Genomic DNA, 24,800 nt, shown 5'->3' with positions numbered 1-24,800 from the left:
GAGGTCCCGGGGGAGCCGCGCAGGCTTAGGCCGGACCGGCCTTGTAACCGACGCCGCGCACCGTCACCACGATCTCGGGGTGCTCGGGGTCCTTCTCGATCTTGGCGCGGAGCCGCTGGACGTGCACGTTGACCAGACGGGTGTCGGCCGCGTGGCGGTACCCCCAGACCTGCTCGAGCAGCACCTCACGGGTGAAGACCTGGCGCGGCTTACGGGCGAGGGCGACCAGCAGGTCGAACTCGAGCGGGGTGAGATTGATGGTCTCCTCCTCGCGCTTGACCGAGTGCCCCGCGACGTCGATGGTGATGTCGCCGATCTGCAGGATCTCCGGCGTCGGCTCGTCGGTGCGGCGCAGCCGCGCCCGGACGCGGGCCACCAGTTCCTTGGGCTTGAACGGCTTGACGATGTAGTCGTCGGCCCCCGACTCCAGGCCGAGCACGACGTCGATGGTGTCGCTCTTCGCCGTCAGCATGACGATCGGCACCCCGGACTCCGCGCGGATGCGGCGGCACACGTCGATGCCGTCGGCGCCGGGCAGCATCAGGTCGAGCAGCACCAGGTCCGGGCGGGTGTCACGGAACGCGTCGAGTGCCTTGTCCCCGTCGGAGACGAAGGAAGGCTCGAAGCCCTCCCCGCGTAGCACGATGCCGAGCATCTCGGCGAGAGCGGCGTCGTCGTCGACGACCAGCACGCGTCCTTTCATGGCCCCTCATTCGTTTTACGCAGTTTGGGAGTTTTTGGGGTAAACGGCACGGCTGTCGAAGATTACCCCCGTCGAACCACCGGATGACACAACCCGACCGCCAGCCGTCCGAGTGCCGAATTTTAGGCGCACATGACGTGAAGCGAGTAGTAGCACCCCCGCACGGCCATCTCCGGCCTCGGCGACTGCGAACGCCAAGCGAAGATGGTCACCTTCCCAGTCTGAGGTAAACGACGGTGTCTCGGCCATCCCTCCCGCGTCTCCGCCGATCTCTTTGCGGTGAAACCGCGACGTGATCTCCCGATCAGCACACGCGGTGGGTCCACATGTCAGGATTGGGATATGTCAGACGGTCACGGCTCCACTCCCGACACGCCACCCGGCTGGGCGCCCAACCAACCTCCGCCGTATGGCGACGGCCCAGGATCTCCGTGGGCCACGCCAGGCTCAGGCCCGGGGGCGCCGTCACCGTACCAGCCGCCGCCTCCTCCGCAGTCCCCGTACGGCTCGCCGGGCGCGCCGCCGTACCAGGAGCATCCGCACGCCTCCCAGGGACAGCAGCCCTACGGCCAGCAGCCCCCTGGCCAGCCCCCGTACGGCCAGCAGCCGCCCCCCTACGGCTACCGCCAGCCGCCCCCCGCCGCGCTGCGGCCCGGGATCATCCCGCTGCGCCCGCTCGGACTCGGCGACATCATCGACGGCGCGATCAAGCTCATCCGCTCGAACCCGAAGGCCGTCCTCGGCCTGTCGGCGATCGCCGCGGTGCTCGGCGCCATCCCTGTGGCGATCGGCCAGGCGCTCTCCCTGGGCAGGATCGGCGCGGCCCTGGAGAGCCTGGAAAACGACCCGTCCTCGCTGGAGAGCAGCCCGTCGCAGACCGACTTCCTCGTCCAGTACGGTGGCTCCCTCGTCTCCTACGCCGTGCAGTTCGTCGCGGTCACCCTGCTCAGCGGCGTGCTGACCCGGATCCTCGGCCGCGCCGTCTTCGGCGGCAAGATCACGGCCGGTGAGGCGTGGCGGCTGACCAGGGGGCGGGTGCCCACGCTGTTCGGGCTGGTCGGCATAGACGCGCTGATCCTGTTGCTGCCGATGGTCCTGATAGTCGGCCTGACCCTCGGGCTGGCCGCCGCCGGGACGGACACCGGGAGCGCCCTCCTGCTGTTCGGGCTGGCGATAGTGGCCTACATCGTCTACGCCGCGTTCCTCACCACCCGGCTGGTGCTCGCGGCACCCGCCGCGGTGCTGGAGCGCAGCGGCGTCTTCGCCTCCCTGCGCAGGTCATGGAGCCTGACGCGCGGCAGCTTCTGGCGGATGTTCGGCATCCTGCTCCTCACCGGGATCATCGCGGGCCTGGTGGGCATGGTGATCGCCATCCCCTTCACCTTCGCGGGAACCATCGCGGGCGTCCTCGGGCAGGGAGGCACGGGATCACAGATCGCCGCGGCGATCCTCTTCGCGATCGGCGGCACCGTCGGGGCGATGATCACCTACCCGTTCCAGGCAGGGGTCTCCGGCCTGCTCTACGCCGACCGCCGGATGCGCGCCGAGGCCTTCGACCTGGTGCTGCAGACCGCGGCGATCGAGCAGCAGCGACAGGGCTGGGTGCACTCGTCCGCCGACGACCTGTGGGGCCCGCCCGCAACACCGGGCGGCCAGCCAGGCCATCCAGGCCAGCCGGGCCAGGGAGCTCCGTGGACCGGTCACTGACGGCGGGCACGGCCCTGTTCTCCGCGGTGTTCCCCACGGTCCCGATCGACATCGACCGCGGGGAGGCGGCGAACCAGGCTCTCCAGGAGCTACTCAAACCCGAGTACGCCAAGGAGAACCTGATCGACCGTGTCATGCGCGGCGTGAACCAGTTCATCGGCGACCTGCTCGATCAGGAGTCCGTCGGCGTCGTCGGCAGCGTGGCCGCGCGGATCGTCCTCGCCGCGATCGTGGCCGCCGCGATCCTCGCGGTGGTCATGATCGCGCGCAGGACCGCCAGACGCGGCACCGCGAGGCGGGAAGGCGTCTTCGGCGACGGCCGCCGCACCGCGGCCGAGCACCGGGACGCCGCCGAGCGGCTGGCCGCGCAGGAGCGGTGGGCCGAGGCGATCCGCGAGCGGCTCAGAGCCATCGCCAGGGACCTGGAGGACCGTGTCATCGTCGACTCGACGCCCGGCCGTACCGCCGGAGAACTGGCCGCGGAGGCCGGGCGCGCGCTGCCCGGATTCGCCGCGGAGCTGGCCACGGCGGCCCGGGTCTTCGACGACGTGACCTACGGTGAGGTGCCTGGCACCCCGGACTCCTACGGGGTCATGCGCGACCTCGACGAACACCTGCGCGCGGCCCGCCCCGCCCTCGCCGCGCAGGCGGCCTCGTCATGAGCCTCGGAACCGCGCAAGGAACGGGCCTGGCACCGGCGGCACCCACGGGAGCACCCGGCACGGCCGGATCGACGTCGACGTCTCCGACCGCGAAGAGCCTGTGGCGTGGCGGCAGGGGCATCCTCCTGATCGCGCTCATCGTGGTCCTCGTGGCCGTCGGCGGCGTGCTGCTCGTCGGCAGCCCGGGCGTGGGCAAGCCGCTCGACCCCGCGAGCACCTCGCTGTCCGGCGGCAGGGGGCTGGCACAGCTACTGCGGGCCAACGGCGTGCGGGTCACCCGTGTCACGTCCGTCGCCGAGGCGCAGGCCGCGGCTTCCGGGCCCGGCGACAGCACACTGCTGCTCAGCGACACCTCCTTCCTCGACGACGACGAGGCCGACCAGCTCGTCGCCATCCCCGCCGACCGGCTCGTCATCGGCAAGCAGCTGCACCTGGACCGCCTCGCCCCCGGGGTGACCTCGACGGACACGGCGCGGGCGCGCTCGCGCGAACCCCAGTGCTCGCTACCCGCCGCGACCAGGGCAGGCAGCGCCTACATGGGCGGCGCGGTCTTCGACGCCCCCTCGGGGGCGGCTCGCTGCTACCTCTCCGGCGACGCGCCGACCCTGGTCAGCTACGTGGACGGGGGCCGGACGATCACGGTCGTCGGCGACGGTCAGTTCATGAGCAACCTGCGGCTCGCCGAAGACGGCAACGCCGCGCTGGCGATGAACCTGGCCGGGGCCAGGCCGACGGTCGTCTGGCTCGTGGCCCCTGAAACCCTCCCCGAGGGCGCCGCCACGGCGGGAAGCCTGTACGACCTCATCCCTCCCGGGGTCAGATGGGCCGTGGTGCAGCTCGCCCTCGTGGTCCTGCTGCTCGCGCTCTGGCAGGGCCGTAGGCTCGGCCCCGTGGTGACCGAGCGGCTGCCCGTCGTGGTCAGGGCCGCGGAGACCGTCGAGGGGCGGGCCAGGCTCTACCGGGCCAGGCGGGCCCGCGACCGGGCCGCGGCCGCCCTGCGCGCCGGTTTCATCGACCGGGTCACCCCCAGGCTCGGACTGCCCTCCGCGGCGGGGCCCGACGCCAGAATCAGCGCGATCGCCGAGCGGACAGGACAGGCGGGCGACCACGTCGGCTCCGCGCTGTACGGGCCGCCACCGGCCGACGAGGCCGGGCTGATAGCCATGGCCGCATACCTTGACATGTTGGAAAGGCAGGTCAGAGAGTCGTGAGCGAGCGTAGCGAGCCGACCGTCGGGCACCCCGGTCCAGGGACCGGCTGGAACCCCGCGGGCACGCCACCGGAGACCGGCGGCCAGGGCGGCGCCCCCGCCCCCGCCCCCGGTGGTGGCCAGGGCGGCGCCCCCGCGCCCGGCGGCCAGGGCGGCGGGGCGTTCGCCGTGGCCCCGCAGGGGGCGAACGGCGCTCGGGAGGCGCTCGGGGCACTGCGCGCAGAGGTCGCCAAGGCCGTCGTCGGCCAGGACGCGGTGGTCACCGGGCTGGTGATCGCCCTGCTCTGCCGGGGACACGTGCTGCTCGAAGGCGTGCCGGGCGTCGCGAAGACCCTGCTCGTCAGGACGTTGTCCGCCGCGCTTTCCCTCGACTTCAAACGGGTGCAGTTCACCCCGGACCTGATGCCGGGCGATGTCACCGGCTCCCTGGTCTACGACGCGAAGACGTCGGAGTTCGAGTTCAAGGAGGGTCCGGTCTTCACCAACCTGCTGCTCGCCGACGAGATCAACCGCACGCCGCCGAAGACCCAGGCGGCGCTGCTTGAGGCGATGGAGGAACGGCAGGTCAGCGTCGAGGGCAAGGCCCGCAGGCTGCCCGAGCCGTTCATCGTGGCCGCGACCCAGAACCCGGTCGAGTACGAAGGCACCTACCAGCTCCCCGAGGCGCAGCTCGACCGGTTCCTGCTCAAACTGACCGTGCCGCTGCCCGCCCGCGACCAGGAGATCGCGGTGCTAGAACGGCACGCGCTGGGGTTCGACCCGCGCGACCTGTCCCACATCAAGGCCGTGGCCACCGTCGAGGACTTGGACGCGGGACGCGCGGCGGTCAGCCAGGTACACACGGGTCCCGAGGTGCTCGGCTACATCGTGGACATCGCCAGGGCCACCCGCCAGTCGCCGTCGCTCCAGCTCGGTGTCTCGCCGCGCGGCGCGACCGCGCTGCTGGCCGGGGCCCGTGCCTGGGCCTGGCTGTCAGGGCGCTCCTACGTGACCCCCGACGACGTCAAGGCGCTGGCCAGGCCCTCGATGAGGCACCGGATCCAGCTTCGCCCCGAGGCCGAGCTTGAAGGCGCGACCGCGGACGGCCTGATCGACGCCATCCTCGCCTCCGTCCCCGTCCCCCGCTGACGGTGACGCGGAGACGGCAGGCGGAGACGACGCGGACGCGGCCCGCGTGAGACGGCAGGGGAAAGGCATGGGACGGCCGACGTGAGACGGCACGGGGACGGCGTTGAGACGGTGTTGAAACGGTGTTGAGACGGTGCTGACATGGCTCTGACAGGACGGGCCGCGCTGCTGGCCCTGCTGGGCACGCTGGTCGTGCTGTTCGCTCCCAGACCCGAGCTCGCGGTCGCCGGGACGGTGCTGCTGCTCGCGGCGCTGATCACGGTGGACCTCGCGCTGGCCGCGGGCGTGCGACCGCTGCGCTTCAGCCGCGCAGGCGACCGGCTGGTACGGCTCGGCGAGACCGCGACGGTCGAACTGATCGTGGAGAACCCCGGCTCCCGCAGGGCCAGGGGGGTGCTCAGGGACGCCTGGCCCCCCTCCGCGGGGGCGGCGCCGCGGCACCTGACGCTGGACGTTCCCCCGGGGGAACGCCGCCGCCTCGTCACGACACTCACCCCGACGCGCAGGGGTGACCGGGAGGCGGTCACGGTCACCGTACGAACGCTGGGCCCACTTGGCATAGCGGCCCGCCAGGGCTCCCACAACGTGCCGTGGTCGGTCAGGGTGCTCCCGCCCTTCCTCAGCCGCAAGCACCTGCCCGCCAAACTGTCCAGGCTCAGGGAGCTGGAGGGCAGGCACCCCTCGATGATCAGAGGGCAGGGCACCGAGTTCGACTCGCTGCGCGAGTACGTGGTCGGCGACGACGTCCGATCGATCGACTGGCGGGCGACCGCCCGCCGCAACGACGTCGTGGTCCGCACCTGGCGTCCCGAGCGCGACCGCCGGGTGCTGATCGTCCTGGACACGGGACGCACCTCGGCGGGACGGGTCGGCACCGCCCCGATCCCGCTCGCGGGCGAGAGCCCCAGGACCCGCGACGCGCACGGCCCGGCGGAGGTCGCGCCCGGCTGGCCCCGCCTGGACTGGTCGATGGACGCGGCCCTGCTGCTGGCCGCGCTGGCCGCCAGGGCGGGTGACCGGGTCGACTTCCTGGCCCACGACCGCACGGTGCGGGCCTGGGTTTCCGGCGCCAGCCGTACGGACCTGCTGTCGACGCTGGTCAACACCATGGCCCCCATCGAGGCCGAGCTGATCGAGGCCGACTCCGCGGACATGGTCGCGGCCGTCCTGGCCAGGGCGAAACGGCGATGCCTTGTCGTCGTGCTCACCGACCTGAACTCGGCGTCACTCGAGGAGGGCCTGCTGCCGGTGCTCCCCCAGCTCTCGTCCCGGCACCTGGTGCTCCTGGCCGCCGTCTCCGACCCCCAGGTGGCGGCGATGGAGGCCGGTCGCGGCACCTCGGAACTGGTCTACAACGCCGCCGCGGCCGAGCGCCAGAACGCCGACCGGCGCAGGATCACCGCCCGGCTGCGGCACCACGGTGTCGAGGTCGTCGACGCCGCCCCCGAGCAGATCGCCCCCGCCCTGGCCGACGCCTACCTGGCGCTGAAGGCGGCGGGCCGCCTCTGATCCCGGCCGGAGACCGGGTCCCGCCGAAAGGCCGGACCCGGAAAGCCGGAACACGAGAGGCTCGCGGACCGCCTGCCCGCAGTTCAGGGGATACGCCGAGGCAGGAACGGGGTCAGGGGCAGGTGGCCAGGATGATGGAGATGACGGTGCACCGCGCCGAGGCACTGTTGTTGGCGGTGTTCGGATCGGCCGGGGCCGAGGCGCTACGGGTGGCGGACACGGTGACGTGGCCGAGGCTGAGCAGGCTCAGCGGCAGCCGGAAAGTGGAGGTGGCGCTGGCGCCGCTGGCGATGCCGCCGTAGGTGCAACTCACCGTTCCGGGGCTGGAGGTGCAGCCGGCTGAGAGGTTGGTGGCCGTCTTCCCCGCGGGCAGGGTGGCGGTCAGGGTGGCCGAGGTGACCGCGTCCGGGCCGGTGTTGTGCGCGGTGAGGGTGTAGCCGAGGTAGGGCACCAGGATGCCCAGGTGCGGCGAGGCGGCCAGGTCGACGTCGAGATCGGCGGTGGGCGGGGGCGGGCCGATGACCACCCGGGCGGGTCCGTCGGGGACGCTGGTGGTCGTGGTGATGGTGTTGGTGGCCACGTTCAGCACGGCGACCGAGCCGCCGGCGTTGGCGATGTAGGCGAAGGTGCCGGTGGAGTCGACGTCCACATCGTGGGGAAGGCTGCCGCTGCCGGTGCTGACGGTGGCGACCACGGTGTTGGTCGCGGTGTCGATCACCGAAACGGTGTCACCGCCGTAGCTGGCGGCGTAGACGCGCGAGCCGTCGGGGGTGATGCCCACGCCGCGTGGGCTGCCGGCGACGCTGATGGTCGCGGTGACGGTGTTGGTGGCGGTGTCGAGGACCGAGACGGTGTCGGAGCCGCCGTTGGCGACGTAGAGGTGTGAGCCGTCCGGGCTGAGCACGAGGTCTTCAGGGTAGGAGCCGACGCCGATGTTGGTAGTGACGGTGTTGGTGGCGGTGTCGATCACCGTGACCTGGCCGCCGTACAGCTGCGGCAGGTAGGCGGTGCCGCCGTCGGGTGACAGTTGCACGGCGTAGGGGAAGTCGTTGGGGAAGCTGGTCAGCGGGATCGTGGTGGTGATGGTGTTGGTGGCGGTGTCGATGACGTCCAGGCCGTCGAAGCGGGATCCGTACAGCTTCGTCCCGTCCGGGGAGACGGCCACCCCGGTGGGGCCGTTGGCCGCGGTGATGGTGGCGATGACGGTGTTGGTGGTGGTGTCGATCACCGAGTAGGAGCCGGACTGGTTGGCGGTGTAGACGCGGGTGCCGGCCGGGTTGATCGCCACGTCCTGGGAGTCGCCCGCGGTGGTGATCGTGGTGATGACGGCGTGGGTGGCGGTGTCGAGCACCGTCACGGTGCCGCCGCCCTCGTTGGCGGTGTAGGCGTGGCCAGCGGCGGGGCTGGCCGCGTGCGCCGCCGAAGGGATGCAGACGGCCACGGTCAGCCAGGCCGCGAGCAGGCCCAGCAGCCAGGCCGGGCGGTGTCCGGCGCGCCGGCGCGGCCTTCGGGCAGGTCGCGGGGCAGGCGGCCGGGCAGGAAAACGGGTGGAAGGTCGGATGAAGGAGAATCGAAGCATGGCACACCTCATTGAGGGGTGGGGGCCGGGCTCAGGACTGGCACGGCTGGGCGGGCGGCCCCGGAGAACCGGCCGGCCGTGTGAGACACGCACAGAAACGGGCGGGGTCAGCGACCGCCGGTCAGCGACAACACGATGTGACGACTGCGCGGCGCCTGATCACTGAGGCGGTCTATCGTGAGAGGGGGAGGAGATTGAGCCGCTGCCGGTGATGTCTCTGCCGGGCCGGTGGCGCAAGGTGGTGTTGACTGCCCGGTCGTCGCTAACGGTGATGTGGTCGTGACGCTGCCCTGTCACAAGTGAGTTTCCGCCCGCCTGGTGATCGCAACAATCCCCTCATGGTGGCCACTACTGGACATTGTGTGAGCTGGTGGGAAGGTTGCGTCGGCGCTTCACCCGTGCAGAGAAAAATGGCCAGCCCATTACGGTTCAAAACCTTCGTTTTTGGCGATCTTCCAGGGAGGCGTTCACGGGCCCCGGAAACCCTTCAAAAACTCCTTCGACAACCTCGCTGCCTCAACGACCTCCGAGGACCGTTCGTTAAGAGCACGGCGGGCATGACGCACCCTTCCAGCCCGCCCGCCGAAGAACGAAGGCGCGGGGGCTATCCGGCGCTCGGGGCGAGGTCCGGCGCCCGCTCCAGGTCGCCGGTCTCCCTGGCGGCCAGGGCGCGGCGGCCGAAGAAGATCACATAGGTCAGGAACGCCGCCTCCGCGACCACCCCGATGCCGATCCGCGCCCAGGTCGGCAGGCTGGAGGGGGTGACCAGGCCCTCGATGAGCCCGGAGACGAACAGCACGACGACCAGGCCGAGCGCCACGCTCATGACGGCCCTGCCCTGCTCCGCGAGGGCCTCACCGCGCCTGCGGGGGCCGGGGTTGACGACCGTCCAGCCCAGGCGCATGCCGACGGCCGCGGCGAGGAAGACCGCGGTCAGCTCCAGCAGGCCGTGCGGGGTGATCAGGCCGAAGAAGATGTCCAGCTTGCCGTGGGAGGCCATCAGCCCGGCGGAGACGGCCACGTTGGCCGCGTTCTGCCACAGGATGTAGGGGATCGGCAGGCCGAGCAGGAGGGCCATGATGATGACCTGCATCGAGACCCAGGCGTTGTTGACCCAGACCTGACCGGCGAACGAGGCCCCGGGATGCTCCGAGTAGTAGTCGGCGAAGTCGTGGTCGACGAGCCTGCTGATCTCGTCGGGCGTGCCGATCACCGCCTGGACAGCGGGGTCACGCGCGACCCAGACGGCCATGACCGTGGAGACCAGCAGGAAGGCCACGGTCGTGCCGATCCACCACCAGCGGGCGCGGTAAGCGACCACGGGGAAGGAGACGGTGAAGAAGCGGATGAACTCCCGCCAGGCCGGGGTGTGGGCGCCGGTCACCGCGGAGCGGGCCCTGGCGACCAGCGCGGAGAGGCGTCCGACCAGGATCGGGTCCGCCTGCCCCGAACGCACGATGGACAGGTGCGTGGCGACCCGCTGGTAGAGGTCGACCAGTTCGTCGATCTCGGCGCCGTCCAGCGACCTGCGACGCCGGATCAGCTCCTCCAGACGATCCCAGACCGGGCGGTGCGCACTGACAAAGGCGTCGATGTCCACCAGGAAAGCGTATCCACATCTTCCCGCCCCGCTGGAAAACCTCCCGGCCCCGTAGGAAAGCCCGGCTACCGCTCGGCCCCGCAACGGCCGGTGAGCCACCCGGCGACGCTCACCTCGCTTCTCCCTCGATCGCCGCTCCCACCGTGTCCCGCTCGGCGGCGAGCCGGGCGGTGATGTCGGCGCGGAGGGCCTTCTTGTCGATCTTTCCGATCTTGGTACTGGGCAGCGAACCGACCGTGACGAGCCGTTCGGGCAGCTTGAAGCGCGCGGCCCCCGCGCGCTCGACCACGGCTCGCACGTCGTCGAGGCTCACGGTCGCGCCGGAGAACGGCACGACGTACAGGCAGATCCGCTCACCGAGGTCCGGGTCCGGCATCGCCACCGCCGCCGCCTGTCTGACGCCCTCCACCTGGTAGGCGAAGTTCTCGACCTCCTCGGCGGAGATCTTCTCCCCACCTCGATTGATCATGTCCTTGTCCCGGCCGTCCACGACGAGGTTGCCGTCGGGGCGGAGCCGTACGATGTCGCCGGTGCGGTACCAGCCGTCGGCGCTGAACGCCCGCGCGTTCTGCTCCTCGGCCCGGTAGTAACCACGCGGCGTGTACGGCCCGCGGGTGAGCAGGACGCCCGCCTGGCCGTCCGGCACCGGCAGGCCCGCCTCGTCCACCACGAGGATCTCGTCGTCCGGGCACATCGGCCTGCCCTGCGTCTCGCAGACCACCTCGTTGGGATCGTCGAGGCGGGTGTAGTTGAGCAGCCCCTCGGCCATTCCGAAGACCTGCTGCAACCCGCATCCCAGCACCGGCCCGACCTGGCGGGCGACGTGGTCGGCCAGCCTGGCGCCGCCCACCTGGAGCACTCGCAGCGAGCTCAGGTCGGCGCTCCCGTCGGCCTCGCGGTGGTTCAGCCAGCGCTGTGCGACGGCGGGGACCAGCGCGGTCACGGTCACCCGCTCGCGTTCGATCGCGGCGAACGCCTTTGCCGGGTCGGGCGAGCCGAGCACGACCACCGTCCCGCCGACCAGCAGCGTGCCGAGGACGCCGGGGCAGGCCAGCGGAAAGTTGTGGCCGAGCGGGAGGACCCCGAGATAGACGGTTTCCGGTCCAAGGCCGCTGACCTCACCGCTGCGCAGGGCGTTGTAGGCGTAGTCGTCGTGGGTGCGGGCGATCAGCTTGGGCAGGCCGGTCGTGCCGCCGGACAGCAGGAAGACCGCAACGGCGCGGCTGTCCGGCGCGGCGCGGTCCAGCTCGGCGCGTGCCGCCACGGAGTCGGGCGCGGGGCCCGTGCAGAGTGCGGTCAGGTCCGTGCCGCCGGGAAGCAGCCCGGTCTCGTTCCCCGCCACCAGGATGACGTCCACCCCGCCGTCGCGGTCGGCGATCTCCCTGGCCATCGCCTGATGGTCGAAGCCCTTGAGCGTGCCGGGCACCGCGATCGCCCTGGCCTCGGCGTACTCGACCAGATAGGACATCTCCGCCCTGCGGTGGGCGGGCAGGGCCATCACCGGGATCACGCCCAGCCGCAGGCAGGCCAGGACGAGGACGACGAACTCCCAGCGGTTGGGCAACTGCACCACGACGCGGTCGTCGGGGCGCAGCCCCAGGTCGCGCAGCCGCAGCGCGGCGCCGTCCACCCACCCGGCCAGTTCCCGGTAGGTCAGCCGCAGCTCGCCGTCGACCAGCGCGACGGCATCGGGGACGAGATCGGCCCTGGCGAGCAGGAGCTCGCCGAGGGAACGGCCCGCCCAGTAGCCGCGGGCGACATATCGCTCGGCGACGTCACGGGGCCAGCCGACGGTCCCGGTACGGCTCGGCCGTACCCGCGTATCCGGCTTGTCGGGCATCGCATTCCTATTCGACATCACGTGTCTCCCTGATCCCGGCGTCGCGCGTCTTCTCGGTCCTCACGTCGCGCATCTCCCCGGTTCCCGCGCCGCGCGTCTCCCCGGCCTCCGTCTTGGCCCGGACGACCACCGCGTCCAGCGCGATCAGGCCCTGCCCGGTCAGCCGGAGCGGGTTGATCTCGATCTCCTCCAGGAGGGGGCTGGCCGCCAGGAGGCCGCCGAGCGTCGCGATCAGAGCGCCGAGCCGGTACTCGTCGAGGACCGGCCCGCCACGCCACCCGTCGAGCAGTCGACGGCCCGCGAGGTCATCCGGCATCCGGGCCGCCTGCGCCTCGGACAGCGGTGCGAGCCTGACGGCCACGTCGGAGATGGCCTCGGCCGCGGTCCCGCCGAGGCCCAGCAGCACGACCGGCCCGAACACCGGATCCCGCCGGGCGCCGACGACCAGCTCGGGACCGGCCGGGGCCATCCGCTCGACCAGATAGCGGCGGGCGCCCGCCGCGTCCAGGGCGGCCAGGGCCTCGTCGAGTTCCCCGGCGTCGCGTACGCCGAGGCGCACCCCGCCGACCTCGGTCTTGTGCGTCACCTCCGCGTCGAGGAGCTTGACCGCCACCGGCCCGCCCAGCTCGCGCAGTGCCTCGCGCGCCTCGGCGTGGCCTGCGCAGACCCGGCGTTCGGGGGTGCGCACGCCCAGGCGGTCCAGGAGGTCCTTGGCCTCCGCCTCGTCCATCGGCCCCGTCCCGGCCACCGTGACCGGGGACGTCACGGCGGAGCCGGTCACGGTGTGGCGGGCGCGGGCGTCGGCGACCAGCGCGCGGACCGCGTTCGCCACCGCCGCGGCGGTGCCGAACGCGGGGATTCCCGCCTCGTGCAGGCGGGCGCGGATCTCGCGCGCCTCGGTCTCGAACCCGCCGACCGCGGCCACTGCGGCGGAGAGCCCCGCGGCCTCGACCGCGTCGGCCAGGTCCACGCTGCCGGGCTCGGTGAGCGCGTAAACGGCGAGGAGGTCGACTCCGGGGTCGTCCGCGACGGCGCGCAGCACCTGCGGGAAGGTCTCGGCGGGCCTGCCGGTGTCCACGGGGTTGCGCTGGTAGGTCAGCGGGGGCAGCAGCGCGCCGATCCGCTCCCCGGTCTCCTCGGTGAGGTCCGGCACGCGGGCCCCGTCGGCCCGTATCCGGTCGACCAGCAGCAGGCCGGGGCCCGCCTGGGCGGTGACGATTCCCAGCCCGGGATCGGCGGCGGGGGCGAGCCGCAGCCGTGACAGGGCGGTGAGTGCGTCGACCGCCTCACGCTCGTCGTCGGCGAGCACCGCGCCCGCCTGCCGCAGTGCGGCCCGCGTGACGCGCCAGGAGGTGGCCAGCGCCCCGGTGTGCGAGCGCGCGAAGTCACCGACGTCGCTGCGCCCGACGACCAGGGCGACGACCGGTTTCACCGCGGACAGCCTCCGCACCGCCTCGACCAGGCGCGGCCCTTCGGGCACGGTCTCCACGTGCAGTGCGACCGCCGTGGTCAGCGGGTCGGCCGCCAGATGGTCCAGGACGTCGGCGGCCGTCACGTCGAGGCCCGCGCCGATGCCAACGGCGAGGCTGATCCCGGTGCCCGCGTTGGCCAGCTCGAACGCGAGCGCGTGGTTCACCCCGCCGCTGGCCGCGACCACCGCGACCCCGCCGGACGGCACCCGCGCCGCGGCGGGGACGAAGCTGGCGGTCAGCCCCGTTGAGGGCACGAAGAAACCGGAGGTGTTCGGCCCGAGCAACCGGACGCCGGTCTCGGCGGCCACCCGGGCCAGGTCCCGCTGGAGGCGGGCCCCTTCCTCACCTGCCTCGGCGAAACCGCCCGCGCACACCAGCGCGGCCCGCACGCCCGCCTCCGCCGCCTCGGCGAGCGCGGCGGCGCACACGGCCGCCGGGACGCAGAGCACCGCCAGGTCGACCGGCTCTCCCCTCGCCGCGACGGCCTCGCCGACCGAGCCGTAGACGCCCGCCGCGGGATCGGGGTTGCGGGTGTTGACCAGCACCGGTCCCCCGGCGTACCCGGCCAGCGACCGGGCCATCATGGCCCCGAGCTTGGCGCCCTCCCTGGACGCGCCGACCACGGCGACCCCGCGAGGCATGAACAGCGGTCGCAGAGTCTCCGGGCCGCCAGAGGCACCGAGAAAGGCCGGCGTCGGCGGCGCGTCCGCGGGAGCCGTGGCGACCAGGTCCGCGCGGCCGGACAGCACGAGAGTCGCGGCGCGATCCTCGTCCGCGCGCCTTTCCTTCGCACGCTCCTCGCCCGCGTGACTTTCCCTCGCACGGTCCTCGCCCGCCCGGCTCTCTCCGGAGCCGTTCTCGTTCGCGCCGTTCTCGACGACCAGCGCCGGGACACCGTGGACCAGGCGCGAGTCCTCGGCCAGCAGGACGCGGGTCAGCGGCGTGCCGCCGTGCACGGCGACCAGCGCCGCACCGGACGCGACGGCCGCCGCGAGTTCCTCCCGCGCCGTGGGCAGCCCGCCCTCGTCGCCGGGCGCGGCCAGCCATCGTCCCCAGGGAGCGGCCGCCGTACCTTCCGTGTCTGAGAGATGTGGGGAACCGGCCCCGTGCGGTGCGCCGTACGGCGTCGCACCGGCGGACGCAGGCGGCGGCGTGTCGTACAGCGGGAGCCCGGCCACGTCTCCGGCCGCCTGGGCGATCCGCCGCCCCCCGATCTCCCGTACGGCCACCAGCCTCCCGGAGAAGGTGTGGCCGTCCAGGCGCAGCGGTGTGGCCAGCGGCTCGGTGCCGTGCGTCGCGCGCCAGTCCCGTTCGACCTCACCGGTGAAGGCCGGGTCGCGCAGGGCCAGCTTGCCGAGCCCGATGCTCCGCGACAGGAAGTGGAAGGCGAACGGCAGCGGTTCGAAGGCGTCGTGGTAGGTGCCGAACCGCTCCCACCAGGACAGGCTGGGACGGGCGGAGTTCTGGATGCGCTCGACCCGCGGGCGCCGGGCCGCCTCGTAGTCCGCGAACGCGGCCTGCGGATCGCCGGGCTTCCCGGTCACCGCGGCGGCGAGCGCCACGGCGTCCTCCATGGCCATCTTGGTGCCGGAGCCGACGGAGAAGTGCGCGGTGTGCGCGGCGTCGCCGAGCAGCACCACGTTCCCCGACCACCATCGCCGGGTGCGGCGGGTCCGGAAGCTCGCCCAGCGGGAGTTGTTGGCGAGCAGCCGCTCCCCGCCGATCTGCTCGGCGAAGAGCCGCTCCAGGTACAGCCTGGAGTTCTCGTCGCTGGGCCCGGGAGGTCGTCCGGCGTCGAACCCGTCGAGCCCGGCCGCGCGCCACGACTCCTCGTCGGTCTCCACGATGAACGTGCTGGCGTCGTCGCTGATCGGATAGGCGTGCGCGGCGAAGACACCGTGCGGCCCGCGCTCGTGCACGAAGGTCAGGCCGTCGAACATGTGCGTGGTGCCGAACCAGATGAACCTGGCGGCGGCGGTCTCGGCCCACGGCTCCAGCTCGGCCGCGAGCCGGGCGCGGATCGCGGAGTTGGCGCCGTCCGCCGCGACGACCACGTCGTGGCCGTCCAGTTCGGCCAGGTCGCGGATCTCGCTCTGGAACCGTACGTCGACGCCGACCTCGGCGGCCCGCCGCCGCAGGAGCAGCAGCAGTGTCCTGCGGGTGATGGCGGCCATTCCGTTGCCCGCGCAGCGGATCCGCCGTCCCTTCGACCTGACCTCGATGTGCTCCCAGTGCCTGCCGTACTCGCGCAGGCCCGCCAGCAGCACGGGGTCGGCTTCGTGAATGCCGGCGAGCGTGGCGTCGGAGAAGACCACGCCGAAGCCGAAGGTGTCGTCGGGACGGTTCCGTTCGAAGACGGTGACCTCGGCCGACGGGTCCGCCTGTTTGACCAGGCTCGCGAAGAACAGGCCGCCTGGCCCGCCTCCGACGACTGCGATCCTGAGGGTCATCGGGTCTCTCACCTCATCCGGATATGGGCGGGCCCTGCGCGGGCCGCCGATCCGTGCGTTGACGGGCTGATGGACGCCGGTGGCACGAGCCGGGCTCCACGGCCCGCTCGCGCCTCCGGTCAGTGCAGGTGGCCCCAGACGTCCGGGCCCGGCATCTCGCAGACCTGCCAGGTGTCCTCGTTCACCAGGACGCCGCCCGCCCCGAACTCGGTGTGCACCCCCGCCGGGGACTGGACGTAGAAGGAGAACATCTGGTCGTTGGTGTGCTTGCCGATCGACATCGTCACCGGGACGTTCTTCTCCAGCACCATGTCCCAGGACCGGCCGACCTCGTCGGGGTCGTGGACCTCCAGCATGAAGTGGTGCAGCGCGTTCGGCGCGCCGAAGAACGTCGCGTCGGCGATCGCCAGGCTGTGGTGGCGGGGGTTGGTCCGCATGAAGGACGCGCTGAAGGGCTTGTCGTTCATGTAGTCGCTGAGCCGGAACCCGAGGACGTCGGTGTAGAACCGCTGGCTCTCCTCCAGTTTGTCGCTGAGCAGCACGACGTGTCCCAGCCCCAGCTCACCGGCGACGAAGCCCGGCAGCCCGCGCGGCGAGTCGAAGGAGGCGACGGTGCGCGCCGGATCGCAGTAGAGCTCGACCCGGTGCCCGGACGGGTCGGCGAAGTGGACCATGTGGCCGACCTTGCGCACCGCCAGTTCCTCGGGGGTGGCCTCGTGGACCGCGACGCCGCTGCGCTCGACGCGGTCGGCCAGCGCTCCGACGGCCGCCTGGTCGGCGAGTTGCCAGCCGTAGTAGGCCCCGCCGTCGGTCTCCGCGTGCTCGATGATGATTCGCTGCTCGAAGTCGTCCATCCGGAAGTAGGAGCGCCCCCTCTCCCCCCGTACGGCCTGCAGGCCCAGGATCCCGGTCGCGTAGTCGGAGAAGGCCTGCGGAGAGGTGGAGTTGATGCCGAGGTAGCCGAGCTGTTCGATCTGCATGATGATCCGTTCTGTCCAGGAACGTGGGGGGGAGACGGCGGGACTCCGCGGTGCGGGGTCACCGGTCTGGGGTCACCGGCCGGAGGTCACCAGTCGGGGGCGCCGAGGAACGGGATGTGACCGGCGTGCGGGTCCTCGACACGGGGGTGGGAGTTGCGGAAGTAGAGCAGGGGCCGGGCGGTGCTCGTGACGGCGAGGTCCAGAACCCGGCCGACCACGATGTGGTGGTCGCCGCCGTCGTGGACCGCCTCGATGCGGCAGTCGACGTATCCGATCACGCCGTCGAGCACCGGCGAGCCACCGGACGTGGGGTGCCACGACGTGCCCTCGAACTTGTCGGCCCCCTTGGACGCGAAGCGCCAGCAGTCGGCCTGCTGGTGCTCGGCGAGGATGTTGACGCAGAAGGTGCCGGTCGCGGCGATCCTCGGCCAGGTCGTCGAGCCCTTACCGGGACAGAGCAGCACCAACGGCGGGTCCAGCGAGAGCGAGGAGAACGACTGGCAGGTCATCCCGGTCGGTCCTTCATCGTCGATCGTCGTGACGATCACGACGCCGGAGCAGAAGTTGGACAGAACCCTGCGGAACACCGCCGGATCCGGCGCCGCGGGCTGGAGTGACGCGCCCGTTCCAGCCGTTCCGGAACGCGGAGCCCTCGCCTCGGCCATGTCTGAACGCCTCGCGCTCGCCTCGGCCATGGTCAGTCCTCGCCCTGCCCGGCGGGCCCACCCGGGCCCCCGCCGTTCGGCACGCCCCGGCCCTCGATGAAGTCCAGGCAGACCTCGGCGAACAGCCGGGGATACTCGATCATCGCCCAGTGCCTGCAGTGCGGCAGGATGTAACCGGTGGAGTTCTCCAGCAGCTCCAGGAACCGGTAAGCCGTCTCCACCGGGACGATGACGTCGTCCTTGCCGTTGACCACCAGCGTCCTGGCCTTGACCTCGCGCAACTGGTCCTCGGTGTAGGCGAGGCCGTTGGCCTTCACCCAGCCCATGGTCGCGCGGTAGGCGGCCCGGACGTCCGGCCGTACCGACAGCTCGTAGCGGTAGCTGACCTGACCGGAGGTCGGCACGAAGCCCGGATTGGAGAGCACGCCGATCAGCCTGCGCATGCCGGCCTCGGTGAAGTCGTAGTCGACCACGGCCCCGAGCTCGTGCGAGATATGGGTCGTCAGGCCGCCGCTGCCCATCAGGACCAGGTTCGCGACCAGGTCTGGGCGGGTCATGGCGACACCGAGGGCGGTCGCGCCACCCATCGAGTTGCCGATGATGGTGACCCGCTCCAGGCCCAGTGCCTCGATGAACGCGACGAGCTGCGCGTTGCGGGCGTCCTGGGTGTAGGCGAACCGCTCGGGGTCTGGCTTGTCGGTCTCGCCGAACCCGACCAGGTCGACCGCGAAGGTCCGTGCCCTGGCGGCGAAGAGGTCGAAGCATCCCTCCCAGTTGGACCGGCTGTCGGCGCCCGCCCCACCGCCGTGCAGCAGGATCACGGTCTCACCCGCGCCCGCCTCATAGAAGGCCGTGCGGTACCCAAGGGTCTCCACATGCCGTACGGCGGGCAGAGCGGTGAACGCGCCGTTCACGGTGGAGGTCCTCTCCTCGTCCGTCATACTCATCCCCGTCTCACCAGCCCAGCAGGCGGCTGACGAGGTCTTCGGCCTCCGCCCGCTTGGGCATGCCGAAGAAGATGAGCCGGTTGGTGATCGGGTCGCCGGTGTAGTACCGCTCGTAGAGCGCCTGCCGCCCGCCGAACTGGTCGCCGGTGATGTCCCAGGCGAGCTTCATGATCTGCAGCCGCTTCTCGGCCGGGGTGTCCGGGCCGTGCAGGAACTTCTCGACCAGGTCGTGCAGCTCGGGGTGGTCGAAGTCCGCCTTGGTCATCGCGATGGCGCCGCTGCCGGCCACGATCCTGACGGTCTCGATGGCCTTGGCCAGCACTCCGGGGAAGAAGAACATGATGCTCGCCAGGCCGACGTAGGACTGCTCCCGCGGCTCGCCGGGTCCGGACGGCCGGTGGGCGTCCAGTCCCTGGCCACGGGCGTTCACCCGCTGGAAGGTGTCGACGACGGCGCCCTTGAGCAGTCCCTCCGCGACGTTGAGGAGGCCGACCAGCTCGCCGATCTCCTCCTGGTAGCGGGGGGCCTTGGCCCTGCCGTTGGTCCTGGCGAGCAGACCGGCGAGCCCGGTCAGGAACCGGAGCTTGGCGGTGCTGCGGGCGGCGCCCTGGATTCCGGCGTAGCCGGGGAAGTTGGGGATCACCCCGTTGTACGCCTCAAGGTCCCTGGCGACGATCACCCGGTCCCACGGCACGAAGACGTCGTCGAAGATCAGGATCGCGTCGCCCTCGTCGAACCGCCCCGAGAGCGGCCGGTCGAACTCCGCGCGCCCGAGGTCGTACGGCTCGCGGCAGACGATCTTCAGTCCCTCGGTCGCGGCCGGGGTCGAGAAGATGAGCGCGAAGTCCTCCTCGCCGGGGCGGCGCGGGACGTAGGGGCCGACGAAGATCTCGTTGGCGAGCGGGGCCAGCGTGGACAGCAGCCGGGCGCCGCGGACCGTGATGCCCTCCTCGTTCTCGGCGACGATACGCACGGCCTCGTTCGGCGCGCCCGCCTTGGACCGGTCGCTCTGCGGGTCGATCAGCGTGTGGGTGACCGCGAGGTCGTTGGCGCGCAGGTGCGCGAGGTAGGCGTCGGCCCGGTCCGCGGCCTCGGTCTTGCCCATGTGCCGCAGCGAGGCGGCGGTGTCCAGGACGAAGGCCGCCATGAAGTCGGGCAGCCGTCCCATCAGGCCGTACGTCAGGTCGGTGCGGACGTACTCGCAGCGCAGCCGCGCCTCCATGTCCTCCAGGGTCCTGGCCTCCAGCAGCGTGGTGCTGAAGCGCTCGCCGTTCTCGCCCACCCGGGTCAGGGTGTCGATGTACTGAGGGTCGGCCTGAGTGTCATACAACCCGGCGAGGGTCTGCACGGCCCCCTGAAAAGGGGCATAGCTCGCAATATCGGACACTATCGAGCCATTGATGAACAACTTCCGTCCGTCTCGCAGGCTCTCGACGTACTCTTTGCCGCTCCTGAGACCCATGTGCAGCCCTTCCCTCTCCCACCTGGCAGTCCAGGACTGCATCGGCGGTTTGCTGTGCCGTAAATCGTTAGACAACACTCATTCACGCTGGCCAGTTCTGTCAATACAGGAAGACGCACAAGTTACGGACAGGTTTCCGGCCCTCCGAAACCGGTGTCTCCCCCGTGGACGAGCACTCTCCTCCCCCTGGCGAACACCGGACCGCCCCTCTCCTCCCCTCGGCGAACACCGGAGGGGAAAGCTGTACTACAATCCTTAACGCACGGACGGCCAACCGCCGGGCGGCCTACGGATGGGAGCAGAGGTGAACGAGCGCCAGGGCGTCGGGCACACGAAAACGGTGGAAGACACGCCGGTAGAGGAGTCGGTCACCGACCGCGCCTACTCCTCGATCCTCCACAACGCGCTGACCGGCTCCTACCGTGCCGGGGAACGCCTCACCGAGGCCCGCCTCACCGGCGACCTGGGCATCAGCAGGGTGCCGGTCCGCGAGGCGCTGCAACGCCTCGAGCGGGACGGCATCATCGAGCTTCAGCGGCACCGTGGCGCGGTGATCCGGGTGATCACCCGGCGGGACATCACCGAATTCTTCCGGGTCCGCGCCCTGCTCGAAGGCGGTGGCGCTGCCGCGTCCGCCGCGGCCGCGGCCGCCGCCACGACCGGCGACCCCAGGTGTGACGGGCCGCTCGAGGGGCTGAGCGGCCAGGCAGGCGTGCTACGTCACTGGATGGAGGAAGGCCATCACTGCTCGGCCGAGGAGTACGCCCGGCACAGCCAGGAGTTCCACCGGCTGGTCGTCTCATCCGGCGAGAACCGGCTCTTGATCCGGATCTGGGACAGCCTGCACCTGCCGGTCCAACGGCTCAACTACTTCCAGCGGTACCGGGGCGAGGACTTCCGCGTCTCCATCGAGGAGCACGCGAAGATCGCCTGGGCCATCCTCGCCGGCGACGCCACCTCGGCCGAGCGTCTCGCCCGCGAGCACGTGAACCGGATCGCCGCGCACGTGTTCATGCTCCCCGACGAGGAGTTCAACCACGTGTTCAACCCCGGCCTCACCCGGGAGCCGTCAACCGCGGAGTGATCGCCGTCGGGCAGGCGTGTCCCCTTCCTGCACCCCACCCGCTTGACCTCAAGTCAAGGTTCTAGGTTCGGAACCGTCGATCGAAACCTGCCGACCGGATGGGGACGGGAAATGGATCACGCGGCCCGTGGCTGGGACGGCACGGGGACGCCATCGCGTGCATGACGACTGGTTCGCGCTGGATTGGTTCGCGCTGCGGGGGGCACCTGATGCCCACCCATCCCGTGGTTCCGTGCTAAACGGTCTGGTTCGTGATGCGCCGGCCGGAAACGGACCCCGGCCGGCGCGTCACGCGCTACAGGGCAGCGGCCTTATCCGAGGTGCCGGGCGAAGAACTGCAGCGCATTGTCGGTCTCGAACGCGGGGATTCCCCCGTGGTCGCCGGGGTTGGCATGCAACGTCTTTTCGGTCGAGCCCAGGGCGTCGAACAGCGCCAGGGCCTGGTCCCTGGGCACCCGCGTATCGTCCCATTGGAGCAGGAACTGCACCGGCACGCTGACCTGGGCGGCGGGTGCGGCCAGCCCGTGCACGCCGAGCAGGCCCAGCACCGCGGCGCGGATCCGGGGTTCGGCGGCGAGCAGCGGCACACCGAGCCCGCAGCCCATCGACACGCCCCAATAGCCGACCGGGCCGACGCCCACGTGGTCGAGCTCCTGGACCGCGGTCAGAACGGCCTGCCAGTCGGCGACGGCCCGCCCGGCCAGCAGGTCGTGCATGGCCGTGACCAGCCCGGCCGGATCCTCTCCTGCGGCCATACGGGCCCGCATGTCGCCCGCGAGCTGGATGAACTGTTCATCTTTCGGCCGGTCGCCGTGGTTAGGGGCATCAATCGCGGCGACGGCGAAACCCCCCTCGGCGGCGAACCGGTGCGCGCCGGCCAGGACGCCGGGGGCCTTCTTGTGCTGGCCGCCGCCGTGTCCTATCAGGATCAGCGGGCGGGGGCCGGTGGCGCCTTGCGGCGTGAACAGCACACCGGTGATCTCGCCGAGGGCGAAGGACTGTTCGGTGACGCCGTCGGCCGACGTCTGAGAGGTCAAGCTGAAGCGCATAGCGTTTCAAAGCCTTTCGGGGGTGCCTTGTGCGGGCGCTCCCTAGACCATGCACGGGAGGGAGCCCCGACCTGTCATCACAGCGTTGATCGGTCTCACCTCCTCCAGTCGTCGCACCACTGCACGGCGCTGCCGAAGATATCACGCAGACCTCGCCGGGCAAACGTCGCCTGACGCGGCACCAGCACAGGTACAGCAGCTCCGTAGAGCTCAAACGATCGGGGGGCGACCGGCGAGAGTCAGCCGCAGCACGGTGCCCCAGGACATCGGCCGGCGCTTTCCGTGTCCTCCCTGAAGGCCCTCTCGTAGGCCGCGTGCCCAGATGGCGAGGTTGGCGCGGGATCGGATCCGGATGACGCTGAGCAGCGTCCAGACCGCCAGGTAGATGGGGATCAGAAGGGCAGGCAGACGGCGGTAGGCGATCCAGACGCGGTTGCGGGCGACGAGACGGTGGAAGGCGGCGTGCCGGGCGGGGTTGGTTGCGGGGTGGTGGATGACGATGCCGGGCGCGTACCAGCCCGTACGTCCGAGGTCCCACAGCCGCCATGACAGGTCGATGCCTTCGTGGAAGAGGAAGAAGTCACCGGGCCAGCCTCCGGCTTTCTCGTAGTCGGCGCGGCGGATGAGGACGACGCCTTCGGCCATGACGGTGACGGTTCCGGGCCGGGTGGCACGGTCGGCGCGCAGCCGAGGGACCCAGCGGCGCAGGGTGGCGCCGGTGTCGGGATCGGCGATGCGGGGCTGGATGTAGGCGGCCTCGGGGTGACGGCGGGCTTCGGCGACGAGCCGGGCGAGCGTGTCGGGGGCGGGCAGCACGGCGTCGTTGTCGAAGAAGAAGACGAACTCCCCGCTGTGCGGCCCTGCCAGGGTGTCGGCGCCGACATTGCGCCCCTCGGGGATACCGACATTGGCGGGCAGGGTGACGGCGCGCACCCCCGGGGGCACGTGGTCGGGCTCGACACCGTTACCGACGATGACCACCCGCAGGTCGACGTCCTGCTGGGCGAGGAGGGAGGCGACAGCTTGCGGGAAGGCGGCGGGCCGGTCGTTCATGGTGAGGACCACCACGTCGATCGTGGCCTTCGAGCCGGTCATCGCGTCTCCCTCAACACGAAGTGCTCAGCGCCTGGCGGTGCCACCTGCTGGAGGCCAAGCAAGGCAACCTTGTCACTTTTTGTTCTTTCCAACGCCATGCATTCGTCGTCTTGCGGACTCACCGTAGCGCCGCTTTGGTCACCGCCCACTCAAACGACCACCAAGAGCAGCCCCTGCCGCACACTGTGTAGCGGTCGGCGTGCACTGCGACGACGACTTGCTCCACCTCCTGTGTGGTCATGTCGGGATAGCGCGGCAGCGACAGCCGGCGGGCCACCGAGATCTCCGTGACGGCGGGCTCGTACCGGTAGGGCTTCGATGTGTGTACGAGCTGAAAACGCCGGCTGGTCGCGGCCGGAATCCGCGCCAGGGAAGTTCGGGCAGTTAGAGGCGGCGCTCAACAGCCTCCGGGATTGCGGCAGGGTCAGAGCCGCCGCTGGATGTGTCCGGCGCAGCCGTACACGATGACCTGAACCACGTTCCGGACGACGTCCCTGTCGACACTTCCCGGCGGCGCGCTGACCAGGGTGAACAGCGTCCCCCCGTAGAGCGTGATCAGAGCGGGGATCTTCTCGCGCGGGACGGTGAGGCCGAGTTTGTCATGGTGCCCGGCGGTGACGTGCAGTGCCGTGTCCTGCAGTTTCGCGAGCACTGAGGCGAGCACCGGTCGGCGCGCGGCCTCCATCGGACACCGGCGCGCCCGAGCCGAAAAACAGTCCCACCGGGGTTGGCCTACGACCTGAACGACGATCACTGACTGGTTCGGGAAGCACGCCTTGGCGCAGTGCGAGACTCGCCTTCAGCGCCCAGTGGACCTTCATCACTGGTAGACCTTGATTACCCGGTAGATCCGATCCAGTTCGCGACAGGGGCCCGCCTCATGTACTTCCAGCACTCGAGCGACATCTGGTCCGACTATCCCGATCTCGCCGCCGGGGTGGTCCTCGCCACGGGAATCACCCGGGAGGTGTCCGTCGACGACCAGATCGCCAGGTTCGGCGCCATCGCCGAGGCCCGGCTTGCGACGAGTTCGGAGGCCGAGTTCCCCGAGATCCAGGCCTGGCGGCGCACCTTCTCCAAGATGGGACTCAAGCCGACCCAGTACCGGTGCGCCTCGGAGGCACTGCTGCGGCGCTTCAAGAAGGAGCGAGCCCTCCCCCGGCTGCATCCCCTGATCGACCTCTGCAACGCGATCTCGCTCGCGTTCGCGACCCCGGTGGCCGTGTTCGACGTCGCCAGGGTCTCCGAGGGTCTGGAGGTCCGGTACGCGAGCGGGCAGGAGACCTATCTGACCTTCTCCGGCGAGACGGAGAACCCCGAACCGCACGAGGTGATCTTCGCCGACGCCGAGGGCCGGGCGCACGCCCGGCGGTGGACGAACCGGCAGAGCGGCCTCTCGGCCGTCCGAGACAGCACGGCCGCGGTCCTGATCGTCGCGGAGGCGTTGCACGAGTCGGCGGCCACGGACGTCCAGGAGCTCACGACCACGGTCGCGGACGAGCTGAGCGGCCTCTGGCCGGTCGCGCCGAAGACCGCGATGCTGAGCCGGTCCGCGCCACGACTGGAGTTCTGAGGACTCGCGCCTTCCGTTCGGCGGCGAGCACGACGACGGTCGTGGGGCGGTCGCGGGGGGGGGAGGGGCCGCGCCCGCGGGGCGC

The 24,800-nt window shown here is 71.2% G+C and carries 19 protein-coding genes; 7 read left to right on the top strand and 12 right to left on the bottom strand.

Annotated elements, in window-relative coordinates; genetic code table 11:
* Positions 1 to 25: 25 nt before the first annotated feature.
* Complete coding sequence (mtrA, locus tag AB0395_RS32075; protein WP_030907316.1) at positions 26 to 703, bottom strand: MtrAB system response regulator MtrA; 678 nt, start codon at positions 701 to 703, stop codon at positions 26 to 28.
* 342 nt (positions 704 to 1,045) lie between these two features.
* Here mtrA and AB0395_RS32070 point away from each other — a divergent pair, with 342 nt between their 5' ends.
* From AB0395_RS32070 to AB0395_RS32050, 5 genes are all read left to right on the top strand, one after another.
* Positions 1,046 to 2,410 (top strand): glycerophosphoryl diester phosphodiesterase membrane domain-containing protein, encoded by a 1,365-nt coding sequence (locus tag AB0395_RS32070; RefSeq protein WP_366287563.1) that lies wholly within the window; start codon positions 1,046 to 1,048, stop codon positions 2,408 to 2,410.
* Positions 2,395 to 3,072 (top strand): DUF4129 domain-containing protein, encoded by a 678-nt coding sequence (locus tag AB0395_RS32065; protein ID WP_366287562.1) that lies wholly within the window; start codon positions 2,395 to 2,397, stop codon positions 3,070 to 3,072. The genes AB0395_RS32070 and AB0395_RS32065 overlap by 16 nt, the downstream gene beginning before the upstream one ends.
* Positions 3,069 to 4,283 (top strand): DUF4350 domain-containing protein, encoded by a 1,215-nt coding sequence (locus AB0395_RS32060; RefSeq protein WP_366287561.1) that lies wholly within the window; start codon positions 3,069 to 3,071, stop codon positions 4,281 to 4,283. The genes AB0395_RS32065 and AB0395_RS32060 overlap by 4 nt, the downstream gene beginning before the upstream one ends.
* Positions 4,284 to 4,450: 167 nt before the next feature.
* Positions 4,451 to 5,410, top strand: coding sequence for a MoxR family ATPase (locus AB0395_RS32055; protein WP_366287621.1), 960 nt, complete (start codon positions 4,451 to 4,453; stop codon positions 5,408 to 5,410).
* Between the two features lie 141 nt (positions 5,411 to 5,551).
* Positions 5,552 to 6,919 (top strand): DUF58 domain-containing protein, encoded by a 1,368-nt coding sequence (locus AB0395_RS32050; protein ID WP_366287559.1) that lies wholly within the window; start codon positions 5,552 to 5,554, stop codon positions 6,917 to 6,919.
* A 112-nt stretch (positions 6,920 to 7,031) separates the two neighbouring features.
* Here AB0395_RS32050 and AB0395_RS32045 read toward each other — a convergent pair whose 3' ends face one another.
* From AB0395_RS32045 to AB0395_RS32010, 8 genes are all read right to left on the bottom strand, one after another.
* Positions 7,032 to 8,498 carry a beta-propeller fold lactonase family protein gene (locus tag AB0395_RS32045; protein ID WP_366287557.1) on the bottom strand — a complete coding sequence of 489 codons (1,467 nt, stop codon included), beginning with the start codon at positions 8,496 to 8,498 and terminating at the stop codon, positions 7,032 to 7,034.
* 604 nt (positions 8,499 to 9,102) lie between these two features.
* Positions 9,103 to 10,098 carry a stage II sporulation protein M gene (locus AB0395_RS32040; protein WP_366287555.1) on the bottom strand — a complete coding sequence of 332 codons (996 nt, stop codon included), beginning with the start codon at positions 10,096 to 10,098 and terminating at the stop codon, positions 9,103 to 9,105.
* A 109-nt stretch (positions 10,099 to 10,207) separates the two neighbouring features.
* Positions 10,208 to 11,956, bottom strand: coding sequence for a (2,3-dihydroxybenzoyl)adenylate synthase (locus AB0395_RS32035; RefSeq protein WP_366287553.1), 1,749 nt, complete (start codon positions 11,954 to 11,956; stop codon positions 10,208 to 10,210).
* Positions 11,946 to 15,860 carry an acetate--CoA ligase family protein gene (locus AB0395_RS32030; RefSeq protein WP_366287551.1) on the bottom strand — a complete coding sequence of 1,305 codons (3,915 nt, stop codon included), beginning with the start codon at positions 15,858 to 15,860 and terminating at the stop codon, positions 11,946 to 11,948. Before AB0395_RS32030 ends, AB0395_RS32035 begins: the two co-directional genes overlap by 11 nt.
* A gap of 119 nt (positions 15,861 to 15,979) precedes the next feature.
* A complete protein-coding gene (locus tag AB0395_RS32025; RefSeq protein ID WP_366287549.1) occupies positions 15,980 to 16,840 on the bottom strand; it encodes a VOC family protein in 861 nt (286 codons plus the stop codon).
* 86 nt (positions 16,841 to 16,926) lie between these two features.
* Positions 16,927 to 17,505 (bottom strand): flavin reductase family protein, encoded by a 579-nt coding sequence (locus AB0395_RS32020; RefSeq protein WP_366287547.1) that lies wholly within the window; start codon positions 17,503 to 17,505, stop codon positions 16,927 to 16,929.
* A gap of 32 nt (positions 17,506 to 17,537) precedes the next feature.
* Entirely contained in the window at positions 17,538 to 18,446 is a 909-nt protein-coding gene (locus AB0395_RS32015; RefSeq protein WP_366287545.1) for an alpha/beta hydrolase, read from the bottom strand.
* A gap of 13 nt (positions 18,447 to 18,459) precedes the next feature.
* Positions 18,460 to 19,914, bottom strand: coding sequence for a 4-hydroxyphenylacetate 3-hydroxylase N-terminal domain-containing protein (locus tag AB0395_RS32010; RefSeq protein WP_366287619.1), 1,455 nt, complete (start codon positions 19,912 to 19,914; stop codon positions 18,460 to 18,462).
* Between the two features lie 304 nt (positions 19,915 to 20,218).
* Here AB0395_RS32010 and AB0395_RS32005 point away from each other — a divergent pair, with 304 nt between their 5' ends.
* Positions 20,219 to 20,998: a GntR family transcriptional regulator gene (locus AB0395_RS32005; RefSeq protein WP_366287544.1), complete on the top strand. Its 780-nt coding sequence runs from the start codon at positions 20,219 to 20,221 to the stop codon at positions 20,996 to 20,998.
* Positions 20,999 to 21,309: 311 nt separating this feature from the next.
* On the opposite strand, the gene AB0395_RS32000 is transcribed toward AB0395_RS32005, so the two are convergent.
* The 3 genes from AB0395_RS32000 to AB0395_RS31990 all read right to left on the bottom strand — a co-directional run bounded on the left by AB0395_RS32000 (position 21,310) and on the right by AB0395_RS31990 (position 23,827).
* Positions 21,310 to 22,035: an alpha/beta hydrolase gene (locus tag AB0395_RS32000; RefSeq protein ID WP_366287543.1), complete on the bottom strand. Its 726-nt coding sequence runs from the start codon at positions 22,033 to 22,035 to the stop codon at positions 21,310 to 21,312.
* Between the two features lie 222 nt (positions 22,036 to 22,257).
* The gene (locus AB0395_RS31995) at positions 22,258 to 23,142 is read right to left on the bottom strand and encodes a glycosyltransferase family 2 protein (RefSeq protein ID WP_366287541.1); all 885 of its coding nucleotides are present in this window, start codon (positions 23,140 to 23,142) and stop codon (positions 22,258 to 22,260) included.
* Between the two features lie 424 nt (positions 23,143 to 23,566).
* Complete coding sequence (locus tag AB0395_RS31990) at positions 23,567 to 23,827, bottom strand: hypothetical protein (RefSeq protein ID WP_366287540.1); 261 nt, start codon at positions 23,825 to 23,827, stop codon at positions 23,567 to 23,569.
* Between the two features lie 195 nt (positions 23,828 to 24,022).
* Between AB0395_RS31990 and AB0395_RS31985 the strand changes: the two genes are divergently transcribed.
* Positions 24,023 to 24,715: a phenylalanine--tRNA ligase beta subunit-related protein gene (locus AB0395_RS31985; RefSeq protein ID WP_366287538.1), complete on the top strand. Its 693-nt coding sequence runs from the start codon at positions 24,023 to 24,025 to the stop codon at positions 24,713 to 24,715.
* Positions 24,716 to 24,800 lie beyond the last annotated feature (85 nt).

Source organism: Streptosporangium sp. NPDC051023 (genome assembly GCF_040689595.1).
GTDB lineage: Bacteria > Actinomycetota > Actinomycetes > Streptosporangiales > Streptosporangiaceae > Streptosporangium.
This window is presented reverse-complemented; position numbering and strand designations above follow the sequence as displayed.

Coding starts and splice junctions, on each gene's coding strand:
- AB0395_RS32020 (WP_366287547.1), bottom strand. CDS start 17,505: ATGGCCGAGGCGAGGGCTCCGCGTTCCGGAACGGCTGGAACGGGCGCG.
- AB0395_RS32045 (WP_366287557.1), bottom strand. CDS start 8,498: ATGCTTCGATTCTCCTTCATCCGACCTTCCACCCGTTTTCCTGCCCGG.
- AB0395_RS32010 (WP_366287619.1), bottom strand. CDS start 19,914: ATGGGTCTCAGGAGCGGCAAAGAGTACGTCGAGAGCCTGCGAGACGGA.
- AB0395_RS32070 (WP_366287563.1), top strand. CDS start 1,046: ATGTCAGACGGTCACGGCTCCACTCCCGACACGCCACCCGGCTGGGCG.
- AB0395_RS32025 (WP_366287549.1), bottom strand. CDS start 16,840: ATGCAGATCGAACAGCTCGGCTACCTCGGCATCAACTCCACCTCTCCG.
- AB0395_RS32015 (WP_366287545.1), bottom strand. CDS start 18,446: ATGACGGACGAGGAGAGGACCTCCACCGTGAACGGCGCGTTCACCGCT.
- AB0395_RS31995 (WP_366287541.1), bottom strand. CDS start 23,142: ATGACCGGCTCGAAGGCCACGATCGACGTGGTGGTCCTCACCATGAAC.
- AB0395_RS32060 (WP_366287561.1), top strand. CDS start 3,069: ATGAGCCTCGGAACCGCGCAAGGAACGGGCCTGGCACCGGCGGCACCC.
- AB0395_RS32050 (WP_366287559.1), top strand. CDS start 5,552: ATGGCTCTGACAGGACGGGCCGCGCTGCTGGCCCTGCTGGGCACGCTG.
- AB0395_RS31990 (WP_366287540.1), bottom strand. CDS start 23,827: ATGGAGGCCGCGCGCCGACCGGTGCTCGCCTCAGTGCTCGCGAAACTG.
- AB0395_RS32030 (WP_366287551.1), bottom strand. CDS start 15,860: ATGACCCTCAGGATCGCAGTCGTCGGAGGCGGGCCAGGCGGCCTGTTC.
- AB0395_RS31985 (WP_366287538.1), top strand. CDS start 24,023: ATGTACTTCCAGCACTCGAGCGACATCTGGTCCGACTATCCCGATCTC.
- mtrA (WP_030907316.1), bottom strand. CDS start 703: ATGAAAGGACGCGTGCTGGTCGTCGACGACGACGCCGCTCTCGCCGAG.
- AB0395_RS32035 (WP_366287553.1), bottom strand. CDS start 11,956: ATGTCGAATAGGAATGCGATGCCCGACAAGCCGGATACGCGGGTACGG.